Genomic DNA, 17,119 nt, shown 5'->3' with positions numbered 1-17,119 from the left:
CTCAAGCTGCTGTCGGTTTCTCCCAAAGTCCACGAGCTCTTGTGTCTCACGCTGCTCATCAACGTGTTCGAGACCTTCAACGATGAGGCCAAGGCCGTAGCCTCGTTCGCCGCCTGAAGTGCGGATCAGTTCGGAGTCGCGGCCCTGGCGGGCGACCCCCCTCGCCAAGCGGCGGGTTTCGGTTAGATCGCGCGAACTCCCCCTGCCCAGCACCCGCGGGCACAGTTGTTTGCAGGTCCACAGCTGTGATCCCACCGAGACGTGATACTCAGGGGCGATGCTTCGCTCAAAAATCGCTGTCGCGTTTGTAGGGTCTGCGTTGATGCTCGGAGGGTGTGTCCCCACGCCCAGCTCGGACACGGGTGCCAGCGGGAGCGAGAGCGGCGACGGCGACGGCGACACCGGAGACGGAGACACTGGCGACGGCGACGGTGACACCGGAGACGGCGACGGCGACGGCGACACCGGGGACGGCGACGGCGACGGCGACGGCGACACCGGGGACGGCGACGGCGACGCCGGGGACGGCGACGGCGACACTGGGGACGGCGACGGCGACACCGGAGACGGGGACGGCGACACCGGAGACGGGGACGGCGACGGCGACGGCGACGGCGACACCGGCGACGGGGACGGCGACGGCGACGGGGATCCCAACCAATGCCCGGACAACGACGAGTTCGAGCCCAACGACCTGCCCGAGGCACCTACCGACCTCGCCTGGGAAAGCAACGGCAACTTCTCGGCCCGCGTCGATATCGACGCGTTCTTGTGCGCGCAGGAGGATGACTGGTACCTCATCGACGGCTCGGCCCTCACGCTCGAGGAGAACGACGACTTCGAGGCGTACACGTTGTTCCTCGATGCCTGGGCGCAAGGCAGCAGCTTGTGCGGGGAGAGTTGCGATAGCCCGTTCTTGCCCGACGCACCGGAGAACACGATGACCATCGAGGTCCTCAATGCCGAGACCCTCGAGCTGCTCGGCACAGGCACGGGGACGGATGGACGTGTCGACATTGGCGGCATGGGTGCGCAATTCAAGCAGATGCTGCTCGTACACGTGTTCGGGCCGCCCGAGGCGTCCTACCCCTACTACTTGAGTTTCGAGCTCCGGGCGCTGAACGCCGAAGACGAATGCGAGTGCTGAGGCGCGTCGCGCCGGTCGTACTGACGCTGCTGCTCGCGAGCTGCCAGCGAGAGGCGCCCCGGCCCGAGCCCACACGAGCAGCGCGGGAGACACCCGCGCCTCGGAGTGGGAACGACGGCGAGAACCCGGCCGCCGAGCCAGCCGCTCGACCCAAGCCCGAGCGCCCCGAGCCGATCGACGTGCATGTTCACCTCGTCGGAGGACACGTCGACGAGCTGCTCGCAACCCTCGATCGTCACCAGATCAGCGCGGCCGTGGTGCTGGCCTCCCCGCACCTCGACCCCGACTTTCCGCCGCCTCCGGGGCCCGACAAATTCGCGGGCTGGCGGGCGGCAAACGAGCGCCTGCTCGAGCAGACTCGAGCGCACCGCGACCGCCTGCTGCCCTTCGTGAGCGTCGACCCGGCGCAGGTCGAGGCCGAGGAGCTCGAGGGCTGGTTCGATCGTGGTGCGTGCGGGGTCAAGCTCTACATCGGCCACCACAGCCTCCACCCGCGACCCCTCGATGATCCGGCCTATGCCCCGAGCTTCGCGCTGCTCGAGCAGCGTGCGGTCCCGGTCTTGCTGCACGTCAACACCGTGCGCTACGAGGACGAATTCGACGCACTCCTGCGCGCATACCCAAACCTCGAGCTGGTCTGCCCGCATCTTTGCGGGAGCCGGACGGATCTCGATCGGCTCGAGCGGCTGTTGGCCAAGCACCCCCGCCTGCGGGTCGACACCAGCCACGGTGAGGGCCGACCGGGGGTCGACGGGTTCACCAACCTCGAGCGCGAGCGCGAGCGGCTGCGGGCGCTGATCACCGCGCAGCCGCAGCGGTTCTTGTATGGCTCGGATCTCGTGACTCTGGTCTCCGCCGGGACCCAAAAAGACGCCTCGCTGAGCCGGTGGCGAAGGCAGATCGACGCCAACCTCGGCCTGCTCGCGGCCGAGCGGTTCGAGTTCCTGCGCGACGGTGCAGGGCCGGCGATGCTCACGACCGCGGAGTATCGCGGCCTCGCGCTCGCACCCGAGCTGCTCGAGTCAGTCCTCGCTGGCAACGCGCGCAGCTGGCTAGGCGCCTGCCTCGAGCCCGCCGATGCCAAAGACAGCGGGTTACCCCCCGCAGGGGCAGGGCGACGTAGTCATCGGCCGTAGACTCCGCGCGACTTCTACCTTGCGCTGTTCTGGGCTCATGCTGGCTGCGCCGAGCGCCCGAACACCGAGCCTCAGCGATCGCCGTGTTGATCGAGCAGCGGCGCGAGCCCGTCGATGACCCGGGCAAGACCGAACTCGAACGCTGCGAGCGGGTCCCAGGCGGCATCCTGAGCGGCCCCGGCCGCCGACCCGACCCGCACGGCGAGGGGGTAGTCCTCGGCCGGCATCAGCTCGGCGAGCGTCGCCGCTCGGGCAGCCCACCACTGCTCGTCGGTCTCGCTGTCCGCGACGGTGTTCTGGGCCGCAATTCGGTCCCGGGCCGCCCCGCGGACGAAGCCGAGGACGAAGCTGAGCGCAGCATCGAGGGTGATGTCGTCGAGGCCCAGACCATCGAGCGCGGTGAGCTCGCGCTCGTACTTGCCGGTCGTGCCCGGTCCCAGCGGCGGACGCCCGGGCGGCTGCTCGACCAGCCATGGGTGCCGAATCAGGAGGTCGAGGTTGGTCCGCGCGATCTCGGCGATCCGATCCTGCCAGCGCTCGGCCACCGGCCCAGGGTCTGCCAGCTCACCGTGGGCCGTGTCGGTCATCAGCTCGAGCAGCTCGGCCTTGGTCGCCACATGGGTGTACACGGACATCGGCGAGATTCCGAGCTCGGTGGCGACCCGACGAATGCTCAGCTTGGCCAAGCCCTCGGTGTCGGCGATCGCAATGGCCGTGGTCACGAGCGCATCGAGGCTGAGGGCGGAGGTGGGCCCAGGACGGACGCTCGGCGTCGCTCGCCATAGCGAGCGCAAGGTCCGGACCGCCTCGGTGCTCGGGTCGCGCTTGCCGGCCACGGGCGACATCATCCAACATTTCTGTTGACACGACACCGTACACCGTACAGAGTTACGGGCCAACCTCATGCGTATCACCAATTCGGCCCTCTCCCTCAACGTCGCGGATCCGCGAGCCTCCGCCGCCTTCCTGATCAAACACTTCGGCTTCGCGGTGGCCATGGAGGCCGACGGGTTCGTCTCGCTCGCCCGCGAGGACGCCGGATTCAACCTCATCTTTTTGCGGGTGGGCCTGCCGAGCTTCAAGCCAGCCTCGCACGCGGCCGCGGTCTCCGGCGGCCTCCTGATCGCGTTCGTGGTCGACGCGATCGACGAGGAGTACGAGCGCTTGCGCAGCGCCGGCGTGCCGATCGTGACGCCCATCGAGACGGAGTCGTGGGGCGAGCGCTACTTTCAAGTCCGCGACCCGAATGGCATCCTCGTGCAGTTGGTCCAGTGGTTTGATGCGCCGGGGTGATTGAGTCATCCCCGCCTACGCCGCGGCCTGCCCTGCGTGTGATTGGACATGGGAGAGACATCGGGGTGTATTTGTGGTGCGCAGGGCAACGGACCGGCCAGGTTGCTGGGTCGCCAATTTTCATGTGAGCAGTGGGCCAAATACCCCGTCATACGACGTAGAGTGAGCGCGATGAGGAGCTTGATGACTCGATCGCCCGTCCACGCTCTGGTCGGCCTCACTTGCGTAGGCGTGCTCGCGTCTGATGCCGGTTGCACCTCCGATGACGGCCCGACTATGGCCGCGGAGTCGACCGACGGCGATGGCGACAGCGACACGAGCGGCGACGGCGATGGCGATGGCGATGGCGATGGCGACGGCGACGGCGATGGCGACGGCGATGGCGATGGCGATGGCGATGGCGACGGCGACGGCGATGGCGATGGCGACGGCGACGGCGATGGCGATGGCGACGGCGACGGCGACGGCGACGGCGATGGCGATGGCGACGGCGACGGCGATGGCGACGGCGACGGCGACGGCGACGGCGATCCGCTGCTGTGCGAGATCGGCGAGAGTCAGGGCGACGTGGCCTATGCTACCCACGTCGCGGCGCCCGGTAGTGAGCAGCAACAGGGCATCACGATCGACAGCGCGGGTCGGGTCTACACGGCCGGAACCGTCTCCGTGGGCGGCAATGTCTACAAACTCGAGGTCCACGCGTTCGATGTCGACGGCACCATGCTGTGGTCACAAGACATCTCCCCCTTGTTGTTTAGCCGCGTGACGATGGCCAGCGCCGACAACGACGACTTGTTGATCGCGGGCAACTTCGGTCTGATGCGGCTCGCACCGGACGGCAGCGAGCTGTGGTGGCGTCAGCCCACGTCCGGCTCGGTCAGCCAGCCCACCGTCGCGGTCGCGCCCTCGGGCGAGCTGACCTACGGCGGGTGGTTTTGGGGCGACGTCGACATGGGTCTGGGCCCGCACGCCTCCGCTGGCGACACCGACATCTATGTGGGTCGCTTCGCGAGCGACGGGCAACCCTTGTGGGATCGGCGGTTCGGGACGTCCGGGGATCAGAGGCTGCTGAGCTTGGATGTCGACGCTGATGGCGAGATCGTGATCGCCGGCTACTTCGCCGAGCAGCTCGACCTTGGCGACGGACCGCTGGTCAGCGCCGGCAACAGCGACATCTTTCTGGCCAGGTTCGACGCGCAGGGCGACCCGCTGTGGTCGCAGCAGTTTGGAGACGGCGCCGACCAGACGGCCTATGGCGTGGCCTTCGATCCTCTTGGTGACATCGTGATCGCCGGGGCGCTCGACGGCACCGTCGACTTTGGCAGCGGCCCGCTGGTCGGGGCCGGCAGCGTGGACGTGTTCGTCGCCAAATTTGATGGGGCCGGGCAATCGCTGTGGAGCAACCGCTACGGCGACAATTGGCCGCAGCGCGCGTCCGACCTCGCCATCGATCCCTGCGGGCACATCGTCGTGCTCGGTTCGAACAGCGGTCACAGCGAGCTCCCGCAGCCACCCGGCGTCGTCGATTTTGGCGGTGGGCCGCTGGCCAGCAACGGCTCGGGCATCGACGTGTTCGTGGCCAGGTTCGACGAGGCGGGCAATCACCTCTACAGCCGGATGTTCGGCGCGACGACCAATGAGCTGGCCTACCGAGTCGCCGTGGGTCTCGATGGACGCGTGGCGTTTCCGTTCTCGATCAACTCGTTCGCCGTCGACTTTGGGTTTGGGCCGGTGCAGGCCCAGGACCCGTTCGATCTCGTCGTCGTCAGCCTCGAGCCATGAGCGGCGCTCGATCACGCTTGCGTGTCTCACCTCTTGGACGGGCAACGATGATCGCGACTAGCTCCCGCTCCTCACTCGAGAGCTGCCGGCAGATCCGCCGCTCGCTGACCTGGGCCTCGCAGACCGGGATGCCGCCGGAGGTAACGCACCGCGTACCATTGAGGCTGCAGCGTGCCACTGGCGCGCATCGAGCCCACGCACGAGCAGCCAGCCGCACAGGGCGAGCTCGGCGAGCACGGGGATCCCGTACAGCGGCGCCACAGCGTCCACGAATTGCGGAGCGACCACGTGCACGGTGCTGCCGCCGAGGTACACGAGCCCGGCGACACCCACACCGATGCCGAGCGCCCGAGGCAGGAAACCGGAGCGCGCGATCAGGGCCCCCACGAGCAGACAGTTGACGCCGAAGAAGAACAGGCTGAGGTCGTAGCCCGCTCCGTGCGCCTCGAAGAAGGCGGAGGCGAGCGCCTGGCCCTGCGGATCCGCAAAGGCTCCCTGCCCGGCGAGGGTCACCGCCACGTGCAGGTTCAGCAAGTTCACCCCGATCGCCGCAGCCTGGGCGAGGCGGAAGGCCATCGCCATCAGCGACAAGGTGCTGCCCGCGGGGCGGAGCAGCACGTACATCAGCACGCCCAACGCCACGTCGGCGAGAGCCATGACCACGTCCGCGAGGATGCTCAGACGAAACGGCAGCTCGTGGGCCACGAGGTTGGCGGCGGTGAGGGCCGGGTCGTCCGGGACGAGCAGCGGGCCGCGGACGAGGGCAGCGCCACCGATCCCGGCGACGATGATGATCAGGTACAGAGCACCCGCCTGGCGGGCGAGAGCGATGGGGCGAGGTGAGCGGTCGAGCATCGGGTCGGTCCTTTCGCCATGGTTGTATCGCTACGTAAACGCATGCATAAACAGCCAATGACGCACGCACCGCATGCAAAAATGCATGGACCATGCTCGAGCAGGCCGAGAAACTCCTCGTCGACCCGACTCAGAGCACCCTGCCGAGTGGCGCTCTTGATCAATCGCTGTCAGCGGGCGGCACCAGCACCTCGAGATCCGGGCGCGGGGGCGCCCCTACTCGCAGGCCAGAGCTTGCTCTTCACACCCCGGCGGCTCGGGCAAAAACAGCCCAAGCCCAATGCAGCCGATGCACTCCTCCGCGGTGAAGTCCGAGAACGTGCACTGCTCCTTCTCGATGCAGACCTGTCCGATGCAGGTGACGAGCGCACCAGCCTTTTGAGCCTCGACGGGATCGAAGCCCTCGCCGCAAGCTTGCAGACACTCGAGGCCGAGGTCGCCAAGGCACTCGAACACGCAGTCGAGCATTTCTTGGCAGGTCAGGGGCTCCGGCGGCTCGCCGGTCTCCGTGTCCGTCTCCATCGGGACAAAGTTGCCCTCGTCGTCGCTCGTGTCGATCGGATCGTCACCGCTCTCCGCCGAGCTCGTGTCCGAATCTCCGGCGCTCTCGGTCCCGCTCTCGCCTCGGTCCGCACCGATCGCAGCGTCTTTGCCGCAGCCCAACCCGACGCTGGGCAGCACACATAACGAGATGAACGCGGACCTGAGAGGGGCGGACAAGCGCATGGCTCGACGGTACCAACGGGGCCATGCGCGCGCACCCACGGGCGTGCTTCGCCGCCTGACCGCGCTCGCTGCTATTGTAGGACCGTGAAGTCGCAACCGACCGCGCGGGTCGTCCAGGACAATACGGGGAGATTCGGCTCCCCAACGGGCGCACCGCGCGTGAGCCGAGCTAGTCGCGCTGTTCGAAAACGCCGAGGGCACCGCGCGAATTCGCTGCCCTTCGGGAACTCGAGGTCGCGGCGCACGTCGGTTGCGCGCTCAGTGTGGCTACCTCGGCCCGCTGTGCGCGATTAACTTGCTTGACTCGATGCGGTCGTCCGCCCAAGCTAATCACTTCCTGGAGGATTCACGATGTATCTACTAAATCTGACGCTGTCTCTCGTCTGGGCTACCCTCGGATGGACGGGTGGCCCCATGGTCCCCGTCGAAGCCACGGTGACCAGCAATTGTGCCTACGTCGAATCCGGTCCCGTTCACAAGTGCGAATCCACCGTCGAGGATTGGCGGTCATTTCGGGCCCTGCAAGACGAGCACATCCTCAACGGAACCTTCACCCTACCCGAGATCTGGGAGGAGTTCTTCTCGGCCGACGTCGATCAGATCTCGTTTACCCCGGGAGAGGCACCCACCCTGGCGCAGGGCAGCGAGGCCGTCCGGCTCGCTTCCGAGCAAATGGGCCAAATCCCCATCGTGGATGTGATCGACCACTTCACCCACGTGCACGTCATCGACGGACACACGGTCACAGAGACCTTCGACTCGACATTGGTCACCGACGATTCGTTTCCGTTCGACCTGCGGATTAGCGGCACCGAGGTCGCCCACCGCAAAGGCGGCCAGCAGGATTGGAAAGAGGACCTGGTCGTGGTCAATGTGGCCTTCGTGCCAAAGGCCGACTGAGCGCACAGCAATTGATTGATCGATGCGCCGCGTAGGCGCGCAGATCGTGCTCTCGAAGATCATGATCTACTCTCCCTCGATCAGCGCGAGCTCAGGTGTTTCGTGAGCTCGTCGATCGTGCGGTGATCCTCGAATATCGTGGAGCTGATCGTGGTCCCGAGCTCCCGCTCGAGGAACTCGATCATCGACACGGCCACGAAGGAGTCGAGCCCGAGCTCGGTGAACGGCTGACGGGTCGAGATCGACGCAACGTCGAGCTGTTCCTCGCGGGCGATCCACTCGACCACGAGCTCGGCCAGCTGGGCCTGGGTATGCGTCTCATCGGAGCGCGCGCTGGAAGGAGACTCCGACACGAGCTTCGGCTGGCCCCGGCGCCAGCGGTGCTCGAGCGCGAGGTCCTCGAGCCCGGCCTTCATCTGGGCCGCGCAGGCTGTGCGCATTTTCTTGCCGCTCGAGGTCTTGGGCACGCTCGATCGGACCAGCGCGATCTCCCCAAAGCTGAGCTCGAACTCGGCCAGCGCGCGGGCCTGGATCGCCTCGACCAGGCGCTCGGCGTCGTAGGCCGGGTTGTTGCGCCGGGCGACCTTCACGATCAGCCCGCTGCGCTCTTGCTGTGCGTCGGGCAGCGCGAACGCGACGTTTTGGTTGGCGACGATCTCGGGGAACTCGTCGGCCATCGAGTCGACCATGAGCTCGAGGTCCTGCGGGTAGATGCAGCGTCCGCGGACCAGGATCAGCTCCTTGATCCGGCCGGTCACGAACAGCTCGCCGGCGATCGAGAACCCGAGGTCGCCTGTGCGCAGGAACGGGCCGTCGCCGTCGAGGGTCGTCGCCGCGAAGGTCTCGGCCGTGCGCTCGGGCTCGCCCCAGTATCCGCGCGCGACGTTGTCCCCGCGGACCCAGATCTCGCCGACCTCGCCCTCGGCCCGAGCGCGTCGGCGCTCGGGATCGACGATCGCAATGTCCTGGTCGAGCTTGGTCGAGCCGCACGAGACCACGCTGTGCGCGTCGACCCCCTCGCCCGGATCTTGGGCCACGCCCTGCTCGAGCTTGGTCTTGTCGCAGTCCTGGATCTGGTAGCTGCGCCCGGGGGTCCGCCCGCTGACGACCAGGGTCGCCTCGGCCAGTCCGTAGCACGGCAGCAGCGCCTCGCGCCGGAGGCCGCACTCGGCGAAGGTCTCGTAGAAGCGCGCCATCGTCTGGACACGCACGGTCTCGGCTCCACAAAACGCGCTCTGCCAGCGGCTGAGATCCAGGCCCTGCTTGTCGGCGTCGGTGACCCGGCGCAGGACCGCGTCGAACGCAAAGTTGGGCCCGCCGCTGATCACGTCGCCGTGGTCGGCGATCGCCCGCAGCCACCTCATCGGTCGCTTGAGAAACGACAGCGGCGACATCAGCCGGGTCTCGGTGCCCGCGTAGAGCCCGTAGAGCACCATCCCGATCAGGCCCATGTCGTGAAACACCGGCAACCAGCTGACCATGTTGCACCGTTTTGCGGACCCCATCGTCTCGCGCAACATCGCGAGGTTGCTGATGATGTTGTGGTGGCTGACCATCACGCCCTTGGGCGCCGAGGTCGAGCCCGAGGTGTACTGCAAGAACGAGAGCTCGTCGGCCCCCAGCGTGGGTGGGGTCCAGACCGCGGCGCGGCCAAGATCAACGCGGTCGCTCGCCTGCCAGATCAGTCCCGCGTAGGCGGCCTGACCCCGGGTCGCGCTGCGCAGGGCGGGCAGCTGGGCCGCGGTCGTCAGCACGATCGCCGGCTCCGCGCTGGCGACGATGCCCGCCAGCCGAGTGATCGTCGCCGCGGCTCGGTTCATGTTCGGTGGCGGCGAGGGCACGGCCACGACCCCGGCGTACTGGCAGGCCAAGAACGCGACGACGAAGTCCAGGCCGGCCTGATAGAGCAGCAGCGCACGATCGCCGGGGCTGGTCAGGTGCTGGAGGGTCGCGCCCAGGGCCCGCGCGCGGGTGTCGAGATCGGCGAAGCTGAGCTGCTCGCCGATCGTCTCGCCGTCGCGCAAGAAGGTGTAGGCGAGGGCTTCGGGCCGTGCTTGGGCGTGGCTGCGCAGGATATCGACGAGGTTGTTCGGGGCCATGTCTCACCCAGCCTTTCGTGCGATCGAGTCGATGACCGACAGGTTGAAGTGATCGAGGATCTGCATGTAGACCCGGGCCGAGCTGGCCACGCCGCCGACTTTTTTCTTGACCGCGCTGGCCGTGAACGCGAGGTCGAGCGAGGCGCAGCCGAGCGCGCGGGCACGCATCACGGTCTGAAACAGGATCTGCTTGTAGGTGTTGAGCGGGCGGACGTAGCGGTAGTCGAGGCCGACGATCAGGGCGTTGTACTGGGCCGCGTCGAAGCTGCTGAACATCACGGCGATCGGCGCGGCGCCGGGGTCTTCGGCGAGGTCCTCCCGGCGATACAAGCGAATGAAGTCGTAGCTGGGGTTGGCGCAGATCTCGGCGAAGAAGCGATAGGGCAGCGGGAACACGTTCATCTCGAGCGAGCGCTCGAACACCTCGAGGTAGAGCCGGTAGCACGCGCGCAGCTCGGCGGCCGAGCGCGGCGGCGAGGTCACGACCTCGAGCTGATCCTCGAAGCGCAGGACCTCGCGGCGCAGATCACTGCGATAGCGCGAGCTCAGCCGGCGCATGTACGCGTCGCGGTCGGCCCAGTCGAGTCCCTCGACGCGCGAGACCGCGGGCACCGAAGCGGGCGTGAACCCGAGCTCGTAGAGCGTCGCGCTGAGCTCCTCGTCTTCGTCGCCCACGAAGTCGCGCAGGAGCATCTGGGTCGCGCCGTGGGTCTGCATCGCGTCCTCGAGCTCGCGCACGAGCAGGCGCAGGGCCTCGGCCCAGGCCGGGTGAGCACGATCGAGGACCAGGTGGCGGCCGCGGGTGATCGGCGCGCCAAGGCTGATCGTCGGCGAGGTCAGGTACAGGGGATCAGCGGCGCGTCGGGCCTCGATCTGCTCCGAGACCCCCGCGGGCGCGAACAGGTCGTCCTTCATCAGCGCGTGGGTGAACACGGTCGCCAGGACCGGGTGGCCGTCACCGTCGCGCACGATGCAGTAGTAGAAGTCGGCGCGCTCGCGGGCATCGTTGGCGTCGGCGAACACCCGCTCCATCGATCGCAGCGAGCCAACGCCGAGGTTGCCCGCTCCCGCGAACAGGCGATCCCACTCTTCGCCATCGAGCTCGTCGACGCTGCGCACGAGCTCGACCTCGAGCCGCTCGGTGCTGGGCGAGACCACGGTCAGGGGCGCGCTCGCCTCGACCGTAAACGCCGCGATGCCGAAGTGGCGCGCGACCTCGGGTCCGCTCGTGCCCTCCTCGGCCATGATCATCGGGTAGTGGTAGCGGATCCGCTGGAACAGGCGGAGCACGTCGGCCTCGCGCTGGTGGGCGTTGAGCATGAAGCGCAGGCCCGACTGCTTCATGGGCGTGGCCGGGAAGCTGCCGCCGTGGGTGTAGAAGCCGTCGGCCTTGAGCCGCTCGACCATCTTGAAGGTCGCGGTCGGCAGCCCGAGGGGCACGAAGAACACGGGCGTGTCCGCGACCTCGTACTGCGGCACGCCCAGCGCCTGCGCGCTGCGGTTGGCGAACGCGATCAGCTCGGCGAGGCGGGCCTGATGCTCGCGGATCTCCGGGCTCGCGTGGAGCCGCGCCGAGGCCAGCGCCGCGCCCAACATCGGCGGTTGGATTGGGCCGCTGAAGGTCATTGGCCCCCCGCAGTCGCGGATCTGCCGGGCCATCGCCTCATTGGGCAGGACCAGCGCGCCGCCGGCCGCCGCGAACGACTTGTTGAGCGAGACCGCGAGGACCATGCGCTCGTGATGGGCCATGCGGCCGCGGACCCAGCCGCAGCCCTTGTCGCCGGTCCAGCCCATGCCATGGGCGTCGTCGATGTAGAGGTGAAAGTGCGGGTGGCGATCGAGCAGGCGCTCGAGCTCGGCGAGCGGCGCCGAGTCGCCGAAGATCGAGTACACGCCGTCGGCGAGGTACCAGACCTTGTCGTACTTGCCCTTGTAGGCGTCGAGCTTGCGCTCGAGCGCGGTCATCGAGTTGTGACGGATGACCTCGACGTGGACCCCATCGGCCTTGAGCAGCTGCACCGCCGTCTGAACCGAGTTGTGGACCTGCAGATCGATGATCACCGCGTCCTTCTCACCGACGATCGTGGGCAGGGCCGCGAGGTGGCCGAGGGTCGTGGACGGCGTGACGATGACCGGCTTGGCGAAGATCTCCGCCAGCGCGTCCTCGAGCTCGTCGTAGAGCGGAATCGAGGTGAACGCGCGCGACGACGAGAACTGGGTCCCGTAGCGCTCGAGCGCGTCGCGGACCCCGGCCGCGAGGGCCTCGTGGTGTTCGAGAGCCAGGTAGTTGCAGGTCCCGAAGTTGAGCAGGGTCCGGTCGCCGCAGCGGATCGTGCGGCCGTCGAGGCGCTCGTCTTCGATGGTGTGGTGGACCAGGTCGCGCGCGCTGGCGTCACGCATGACTCGGGAGATGGTGGCGATCTTGTTGTCCTTCATGGCCGCTGGCTCGAGGGGCCGTTGTGCACGTGGCGAGCCAGCGTGGATCGGTATATTGGGTCGTGAAGGACGGTGCCACGGACTGTCCGGGATCGTCGGCGGCTGTCGGCGTCAGTCGAGATCCGTCGCCGACAGCTCACGAAGTACTGAACGGTACTTCGCGTATCAGTCTTGTTCGCAGCAACACCCACCAGATCCAGTCAGACCCCCAGCCGTCGCTTGAGCGCGCCGAGCATCCGCCGACTGACGGTCGCTCGCTGGCCGTCGCGCAGCTCCAACCACGCGCCGTGGCTGTCACCATGAAGCGCCCGCACCCACTGGAGGTTGACGAGCTCGGATCGATGCACGCGCATGAACCCGCTGTCGCCCAGGCGCAGCTCGAGCTCGCTGAGGCTCTCGTCGAGCACCTGCTCGTGGTTGCCGTGCACGAACAGCGTGTACTTGTCCGAGGCGTAGAAGCGACCGATCTCGCTGGCTTCGAACAGGCGCACGCTCGAGCCGTCGCGGGCGCTGACTCGCGGCGTGGGCTCGACCGAGGCGCGCCCGACCAGGCGGGCCAAGGTCGCGTGCAGCTCGGCGTGCTCGGCCGCCCGCGCGGCCTGGTCCGCGCGGGCCAGCAGCCGCACCCGAACCCGCTCGATCGTCTCGAGCAGGCGGGCCTGGCTGACCGGCTTGAGCAGATAGTCCGCCGCGCCGACCTCGAAGGCCGCGAGCGCGTGCTCGTCGTGAGCAGTGACGAACACGAAGGGCGGCAGCGAGGTCGAGCGCGCCAGCGCGAGGCCGTCGAGCGCAGGCATCTGAATGTCGAGGAACACCAGGTCGGGCGCGTCGGCGGTGATGCGCTCGAGCGCCTCGATCCCGTCGGCCGCCTGTCCGCTGACCTCGACCCCATCAACGCGCTCGAGCATTCGAATCAGGCGGCGCCGGGCGGGAGCCTCGTCGTCGACGACCAGCGCCCGCACGACCCTCATGACGTCACCCCCTGCGGGATGGTGATCGTCGCCTCGTAGCCACCCTCGGCGAGCGGCCCAGCCTCGAAGCGCGCGGCCTCGCCGTAGAGCAGGCGCAGGCGCTCGGCCAGGGTGCGGTGAGCCGTGCCCGTGCCCGCGCGCGAGCGAGCGAGCGCAGCACCGGGGCCGTCGTCGCGGACCACCACTCGCACGGCCTGGAGCTCGCTCCGCACGATCAGCGAGATCGTGACGGGGGTGCGGCTGAGCGCGACGCCGTGCTGGATCGCGTTCTCGACCAGGGGCTGGATGACCAGCGGCGGCACCTCGAACCCCGGGGCGAGCTCCTCGAGCTCCGGCGCGAGCTCGAGCTGCACACACAGACGATCACCAAACCGGGCGCGCTCGAGCTCGAGGTACTCGCGCACGCAGTGCAGCTCGTCGCGCAGCGGGACCAGCCGATCATCGCTGCGCTCGAGCGTGTAGCGAAGCAGCTGCGACAGCCGCTCGATCGCCTGCACCGCTGCAGCGGGATCCTCTTCGATCAGCGCGGCCACCGTGTTGAGGCTGTTGAACAAGAAGTGCGGGTTCATGCGGCTCGACAGCGCGTCGAGCTTGGCCTGCATCGCCTGTCGCAAGGCTTGCTCCTCGCGCAGCTCGATCTTGCGGGCGTGGTCGCGCAGTCGATCGAGGGTGATGCCGACCGTCGCCAGCACGGCAGCCGCGACCCCGCCGATCACCCAGAGCCCCCGACGCATGCTCGGCGCGTCGAAGCTCGCGAAGCTGCTCAAGATCAGCAGCGTCAGCTCGGTCCCGATCGCGACGCCAAGCAGCACCAGCACCGGGTTGTGCAGGCCGTAGGGCAGCGTCCACGCCCGTCGCTGCGCGAGCACGAACATCGACTGCGTGCTCACGCCGATGCCCACCGTCGCGCACAGGTTGACCAAGAACACCGTCGCCAGCTGCTCGTTCGCTCCCCAGCCGCGCAAACTCAGCACCGTCAACACCACCGGCACCACCGCGTAGATCCACCACGAGTCGCGCAGCTCGATGAGCAGCGCGCGGATCAGCTTGGATAACTCAGGTTGTGGCACTGGGCCGACCATAACCGAGACGACGCTGCCAGATGCGGGTCCACGCGATCGTGCCAAAGGTCCCGAACGCGACCGGCACCAGCCAAAACGCGAGCTGGAACCCGCCGCTCGGATCCAGGTAGCGACGCAGCACCAACACCGCGAACGCCGTGATCGCCACGGTCGCGCCGCCGAGCATCGCCTGCAAGTGACGGATCAGCCAGGCGCTCTTGCGGTTCGGCGGGCGCAGCAAGAAGCGCGCGTCGGAGACCGCGTTGAACAGCGCGAGCGCGCCGAACAGCGAGAACAAGGGCATCGACACGCGGAGGCCGAGCAGCAGCAAGGCCAACCCGAACAGCCCGAGCAGCGCCCACGCGAGGTGATCGATGATCACGAAGGTGGCCCGCGCGGTCTGGGCCTTGTTGATCCGGATCGCCGAGATCCCGTGCCAGACCGCCGCGCCGGACATCAGCCCGATCGTCGCAAAGAACAGCCCGAAGGCCCGCAAGCTGCGCGTGGCCGCGGCGATCCGCTCGGCGCTCGCGTCGGCGTCGAGCGGCTTGACCTGGAGGGGCACCAGCGCCCAGGCCAGCGCCAGGCCCAGCCCAGTGAGCGCGACCACGGCCATGGCGATCGTGAACACCCAGCCCGCGCGGCGATGCAGCTGGCCGCCCTTCTTGGCGACGAGCGGGATGGCGAGCACCACCAGCGAGAGCAGGCCGGCGGCGGCGTGGATGAACAGGTTGATGTCGTAGACGAGCTTCATGGTGACCTCGACCACGATTGTGGGCCGCCCACGCCGGCTCGCTCGCGCGCTCCGATGAACGGGAGCATCGACCGACGAACGGTCGCGCAGAGCCGACGAACGGTCAGGCTTCTCGGCGCGTCCGCGCCCGAGCAGCACCAGCGCGTCAGACAGCGACCCCCTCAACCATCGGCCGGGTTGTCGTTGCCGCCGTAAGAGGTCTCCGAGCCCTGGTCGTCGACGAGCTTCAGCGCGGCGCCGAGCTTGGTCCGGAAGTGGTCGTCGACGCCCGCTGCGACCCAGGTCCAGTCGGGCACCATCGTCCGCGGCATCCACGGCTTCGGCGGGTCGCCGCCGGGCAGCTTATACTGCTGAGAATGCGCAGAGTGGACAGCACACAATCGACACAGACATCCCAAGCGGCCGCTGGCTGCCCGGTCAACTCTCACAACGGCTGGGATCCGCTAGAAGAGGTCATCGTGGGCCGGTTGGAGGGCGCCACGATCCCGCCCGCGCATCCCTCCGTGACGTTCACCCTGCCAAGCACCAGCGCAAAGCTGCTCGGCCTCGTGGCCGGGCGCCGCTACCCGCGGGCGCTGGTCCGTCGGGCCCAGCGGCAGCTCCAGGCCTTCATCGGCATCCTCGAGGCCGAAGGTGTGAGGGTTCGCCGTCCAGATACTCTCGATGGATCCGTCGAGATCGGGAATCACCACTGGAGCAACCGTGGGTTCTGCACCGCCTGCCCCCGGGACGGCTTCATCGTGATCGGCGATGAGATCATCGAGACCCCGATGGCCTGGCGCTCACGCTTCTTTGAAGGCTACGCCTATCGCCCGCTGTTCAAGGAGTACTTCGCTCAGGGCGCTCGCTGGAGCTCGGCGCCCAAGCCACAGCTGAGCGACGCGCTGTTCGACCCCGACTACACGCCGCCCGCCGTCGGCGAGCCGATGCGCTACCTGCTGACGGAATTCGAGCCCGTCTTTGATGCGGCAGACTTCATCCGCTGCGGTCGGGACATCTTCGCGATGCGCTCGAATGTGACGAATCTTTCGGGGATTCAGTGGCTGCAGCGACACCTCGGCGACCGCTACCGGGTCCACACCCTGGAGTTCCGCTGTCGCACGCCCATGCACATCGACTCCAGCTTCATGCCGCTCGCGCCGGGCAAGCTTCTGGTCAACCCGGACTATCTCGATGTGACGAAGCTCCCTGCGATGTTCGATTCCTGGGACATCCTGGTCGCGCCGCGGCCGGTGCCCCCACCGGGGCTGCTGTTCAAGCTCGCCTCGATGACCAGCGCCTGGATCAGCTTGAACGTCCTGATGCTCGACGAGCAGCGCGTCATCGTCGAAGAGAATCAGCTGCCGCTGATCAGGATGCTCGAGGCCCACGGGTTCAAGCCGATCCCGTGCGGGTTTGCGGACTATCTGCCGTTTGGCGGGGCGTTCCACTGCGCCACGCTGGACGTGCGGCGACGCGGCGACTTGCGGTCGTATTTCTGACCGCGTACCCGGCTCGGAGAACACGGCGATGGGACCGGCCAGACCAGGCTTCTTCTCGTACTTGGCCCGCTCACCCAAACGGGTCGAGCCCGAAGAAGCCAACCACCAACCACCCAACCAAGCCCACGCAAACCGCAAACCCCAGCGCATAGACCAACCCCGCCGCGGTCAGCCGCTTGAACTCGATCGCATCGATCTTCGGCCCAACGACCAGCCGCACCGCGCCCATGTAAAACAGCACCATCCCAAGCGTCAGCCCGAGCGCCAGCGGAGCGCCAGCATGGCCGATCGCATCCCCGCTCGAGCGAGCGCCAACGTCGACGGCCCCGGCAGCGGCGTGCACGAAGTAGCGAAGGCCCCAGTAGCACGCAACCATCAGCATCGCGCCGCCGAGCGTGAACCACACGGCCTTGCGCGCGCCCTTGGTCTCGAGATCCGCGAACATCCGGGGAGTGTCGCACGCTCTTCGTGTAGTGTT

At 67.8% G+C, this 17,119-nt stretch carries 16 protein-coding genes; 6 read left to right on the top strand and 10 right to left on the bottom strand.

Annotated features, from left to right (window positions below; translation table 11 throughout):
- Positions 1-277 precede the first annotated feature (277 nt).
- Both ENSA7_RS43420 and ENSA7_RS09225 read left to right on the top strand, forming a co-directional pair.
- Positions 278-1,147, top strand: a complete 870-nt coding sequence (locus tag ENSA7_RS43420) for a hypothetical protein (RefSeq protein WP_181233529.1) — start codon at positions 278-280, stop codon at positions 1,145-1,147.
- Positions 1,135-2,283, top strand: a complete 1,149-nt coding sequence (locus ENSA7_RS09225; RefSeq protein WP_106088849.1) for an amidohydrolase family protein — start codon at positions 1,135-1,137, stop codon at positions 2,281-2,283. The genes ENSA7_RS43420 and ENSA7_RS09225 overlap by 13 nt, the downstream gene beginning before the upstream one ends.
- Positions 2,284-2,354: 71 nt before the next feature.
- Here the strand turns inward: ENSA7_RS09225 and ENSA7_RS09220 are convergent, their stop codons facing one another.
- Entirely contained in the window at positions 2,355-3,119 is a 765-nt protein-coding gene (locus ENSA7_RS09220; RefSeq protein WP_219907934.1) for a TetR/AcrR family transcriptional regulator, read from the bottom strand.
- 67 nt (positions 3,120-3,186) lie between these two features.
- On the opposite strand from ENSA7_RS09220, the gene ENSA7_RS09215 reads away from it, so the two are divergent.
- Together ENSA7_RS09215 and ENSA7_RS43415 are read left to right on the top strand one after the other, a co-directional pair.
- A complete protein-coding gene (locus ENSA7_RS09215; protein ID WP_106088848.1) occupies positions 3,187-3,576 on the top strand; it encodes a VOC family protein in 390 nt (129 codons plus the stop codon).
- Between the two features lie 276 nt (positions 3,577-3,852).
- On the top strand, positions 3,853-5,358 hold the full coding sequence (locus ENSA7_RS43415; RefSeq protein WP_181233527.1) for a hypothetical protein: 1,506 nt from the start codon (positions 3,853-3,855) through the stop codon (positions 5,356-5,358).
- Positions 5,359-5,415: 57 nt separating this feature from the next.
- Here ENSA7_RS43415 and ENSA7_RS09205 read toward each other — a convergent pair whose 3' ends face one another.
- The gene (locus ENSA7_RS09205; RefSeq protein WP_219907933.1) at positions 5,416-6,213 is read right to left on the bottom strand and encodes a DUF4386 domain-containing protein; all 798 of its coding nucleotides are present in this window, start codon (positions 6,211-6,213) and stop codon (positions 5,416-5,418) included.
- Positions 6,214-6,429: 216 nt separating this feature from the next.
- A complete protein-coding gene (locus ENSA7_RS09200; RefSeq protein WP_146157505.1) occupies positions 6,430-6,939 on the bottom strand; it encodes a hypothetical protein in 510 nt (169 codons plus the stop codon).
- A gap of 414 nt (positions 6,940-7,353) precedes the next feature.
- Here ENSA7_RS09200 and ENSA7_RS09195 point away from each other — a divergent pair, with 414 nt between their 5' ends.
- Complete coding sequence (locus ENSA7_RS09195; protein WP_106088846.1) at positions 7,354-7,839, top strand: hypothetical protein; 486 nt, start codon at positions 7,354-7,356, stop codon at positions 7,837-7,839.
- An 80-nt stretch (positions 7,840-7,919) separates the two neighbouring features.
- Here the strand turns inward: ENSA7_RS09195 and ENSA7_RS09190 are convergent, their stop codons facing one another.
- The 6 genes from ENSA7_RS09190 to ENSA7_RS43410 form a co-directional block, all read right to left on the bottom strand.
- Positions 7,920-9,938, bottom strand: a complete 2,019-nt coding sequence (locus tag ENSA7_RS09190; protein ID WP_106088845.1) for an AMP-binding protein — start codon at positions 9,936-9,938, stop codon at positions 7,920-7,922.
- Positions 9,939-9,941: 3 nt separating this feature from the next.
- Positions 9,942-12,374: an aminotransferase class I/II-fold pyridoxal phosphate-dependent enzyme gene (locus ENSA7_RS09185; protein WP_106088844.1), complete on the bottom strand. Its 2,433-nt coding sequence runs from the start codon at positions 12,372-12,374 to the stop codon at positions 9,942-9,944.
- A gap of 200 nt (positions 12,375-12,574) precedes the next feature.
- Complete coding sequence (locus ENSA7_RS09180; RefSeq protein WP_106088843.1) at positions 12,575-13,345, bottom strand: LytR/AlgR family response regulator transcription factor; 771 nt, start codon at positions 13,343-13,345, stop codon at positions 12,575-12,577.
- Positions 13,342-14,415: a sensor histidine kinase gene (locus ENSA7_RS09175; RefSeq protein WP_181233525.1), complete on the bottom strand. Its 1,074-nt coding sequence runs from the start codon at positions 14,413-14,415 to the stop codon at positions 13,342-13,344. The genes ENSA7_RS09180 and ENSA7_RS09175 overlap by 4 nt, the downstream gene beginning before the upstream one ends.
- The gene (locus ENSA7_RS09170) at positions 14,402-15,160 is read right to left on the bottom strand and encodes a DUF2306 domain-containing protein (protein ID WP_146157504.1); all 759 of its coding nucleotides are present in this window, start codon (positions 15,158-15,160) and stop codon (positions 14,402-14,404) included. Before ENSA7_RS09170 ends, ENSA7_RS09175 begins: the two co-directional genes overlap by 14 nt.
- Before the next feature lie 161 nt (positions 15,161-15,321).
- Positions 15,322-15,471, bottom strand: a complete 150-nt coding sequence (locus ENSA7_RS43410; protein ID WP_181233524.1) for a hypothetical protein — start codon at positions 15,469-15,471, stop codon at positions 15,322-15,324.
- A 45-nt stretch (positions 15,472-15,516) separates the two neighbouring features.
- On the opposite strand from ENSA7_RS43410, the gene ENSA7_RS09165 reads away from it, so the two are divergent.
- Positions 15,517-16,641 (top strand): amidinotransferase, encoded by a 1,125-nt coding sequence (locus ENSA7_RS09165; protein ID WP_106088840.1) that lies wholly within the window; start codon positions 15,517-15,519, stop codon positions 16,639-16,641.
- A gap of 70 nt (positions 16,642-16,711) precedes the next feature.
- Here the strand turns inward: ENSA7_RS09165 and ENSA7_RS09160 are convergent, their stop codons facing one another.
- Positions 16,712-17,086 (bottom strand): hypothetical protein, encoded by a 375-nt coding sequence (locus ENSA7_RS09160; RefSeq protein ID WP_106088839.1) that lies wholly within the window; start codon positions 17,084-17,086, stop codon positions 16,712-16,714.
- Between the last annotated feature and the right edge of the window lie 33 nt (positions 17,087-17,119).

The organism is Enhygromyxa salina (assembly GCF_002994635.1).
Taxonomy (GTDB): domain Bacteria; phylum Myxococcota_A; class Polyangia; order Nannocystales; family Nannocystaceae; genus Plesiocystis; species Plesiocystis salina_B.
The sequence above is the reverse complement of the archived record's forward strand: the minus strand, read 5'-3'. Positions and strand labels throughout refer to the sequence as shown.

What these genes read in the sequence shown, in the direction of transcription:
- ENSA7_RS43420 (WP_181233529.1), top strand. Translation starts at nt 278, where the DNA reads ATGCTTCGCTCAAAAATCGCTGTCGCGTTTGTAGGGTCTGCGTTGATG.
- ENSA7_RS09225 (WP_106088849.1), top strand. Translation starts at nt 1,135, where the DNA reads ATGCGAGTGCTGAGGCGCGTCGCGCCGGTCGTACTGACGCTGCTGCTC.
- ENSA7_RS09215 (WP_106088848.1), top strand. Translation starts at nt 3,187, where the DNA reads ATGCGTATCACCAATTCGGCCCTCTCCCTCAACGTCGCGGATCCGCGA.
- ENSA7_RS43415 (WP_181233527.1), top strand. Translation starts at nt 3,853, where the DNA reads ATGGCCGCGGAGTCGACCGACGGCGATGGCGACAGCGACACGAGCGGC.
- ENSA7_RS09205 (WP_219907933.1), bottom strand. Translation starts at nt 6,213, where the DNA reads ATGCTCGACCGCTCACCTCGCCCCATCGCTCTCGCCCGCCAGGCGGGT.
- ENSA7_RS09200 (WP_146157505.1), bottom strand. Translation starts at nt 6,939, where the DNA reads ATGCGCTTGTCCGCCCCTCTCAGGTCCGCGTTCATCTCGTTATGTGTG.
- ENSA7_RS09195 (WP_106088846.1), top strand. Translation starts at nt 7,354, where the DNA reads ATGGTCCCCGTCGAAGCCACGGTGACCAGCAATTGTGCCTACGTCGAA.
- ENSA7_RS09190 (WP_106088845.1), bottom strand. Translation starts at nt 9,938, where the DNA reads ATGGCCCCGAACAACCTCGTCGATATCCTGCGCAGCCACGCCCAAGCA.
- ENSA7_RS09185 (WP_106088844.1), bottom strand. Translation starts at nt 12,374, where the DNA reads ATGAAGGACAACAAGATCGCCACCATCTCCCGAGTCATGCGTGACGCC.
- ENSA7_RS09180 (WP_106088843.1), bottom strand. Translation starts at nt 13,345, where the DNA reads ATGAGGGTCGTGCGGGCGCTGGTCGTCGACGACGAGGCTCCCGCCCGG.
- ENSA7_RS09170 (WP_146157504.1), bottom strand. Translation starts at nt 15,160, where the DNA reads ATGAAGCTCGTCTACGACATCAACCTGTTCATCCACGCCGCCGCCGGC.
- ENSA7_RS43410 (WP_181233524.1), bottom strand. Translation starts at nt 15,471, where the DNA reads ATGCCGCGGACGATGGTGCCCGACTGGACCTGGGTCGCAGCGGGCGTC.
- ENSA7_RS09165 (WP_106088840.1), top strand. Translation starts at nt 15,517, where the DNA reads ATGCGCAGAGTGGACAGCACACAATCGACACAGACATCCCAAGCGGCC.
- ENSA7_RS09160 (WP_106088839.1), bottom strand. Translation starts at nt 17,086, where the DNA reads ATGTTCGCGGATCTCGAGACCAAGGGCGCGCGCAAGGCCGTGTGGTTC.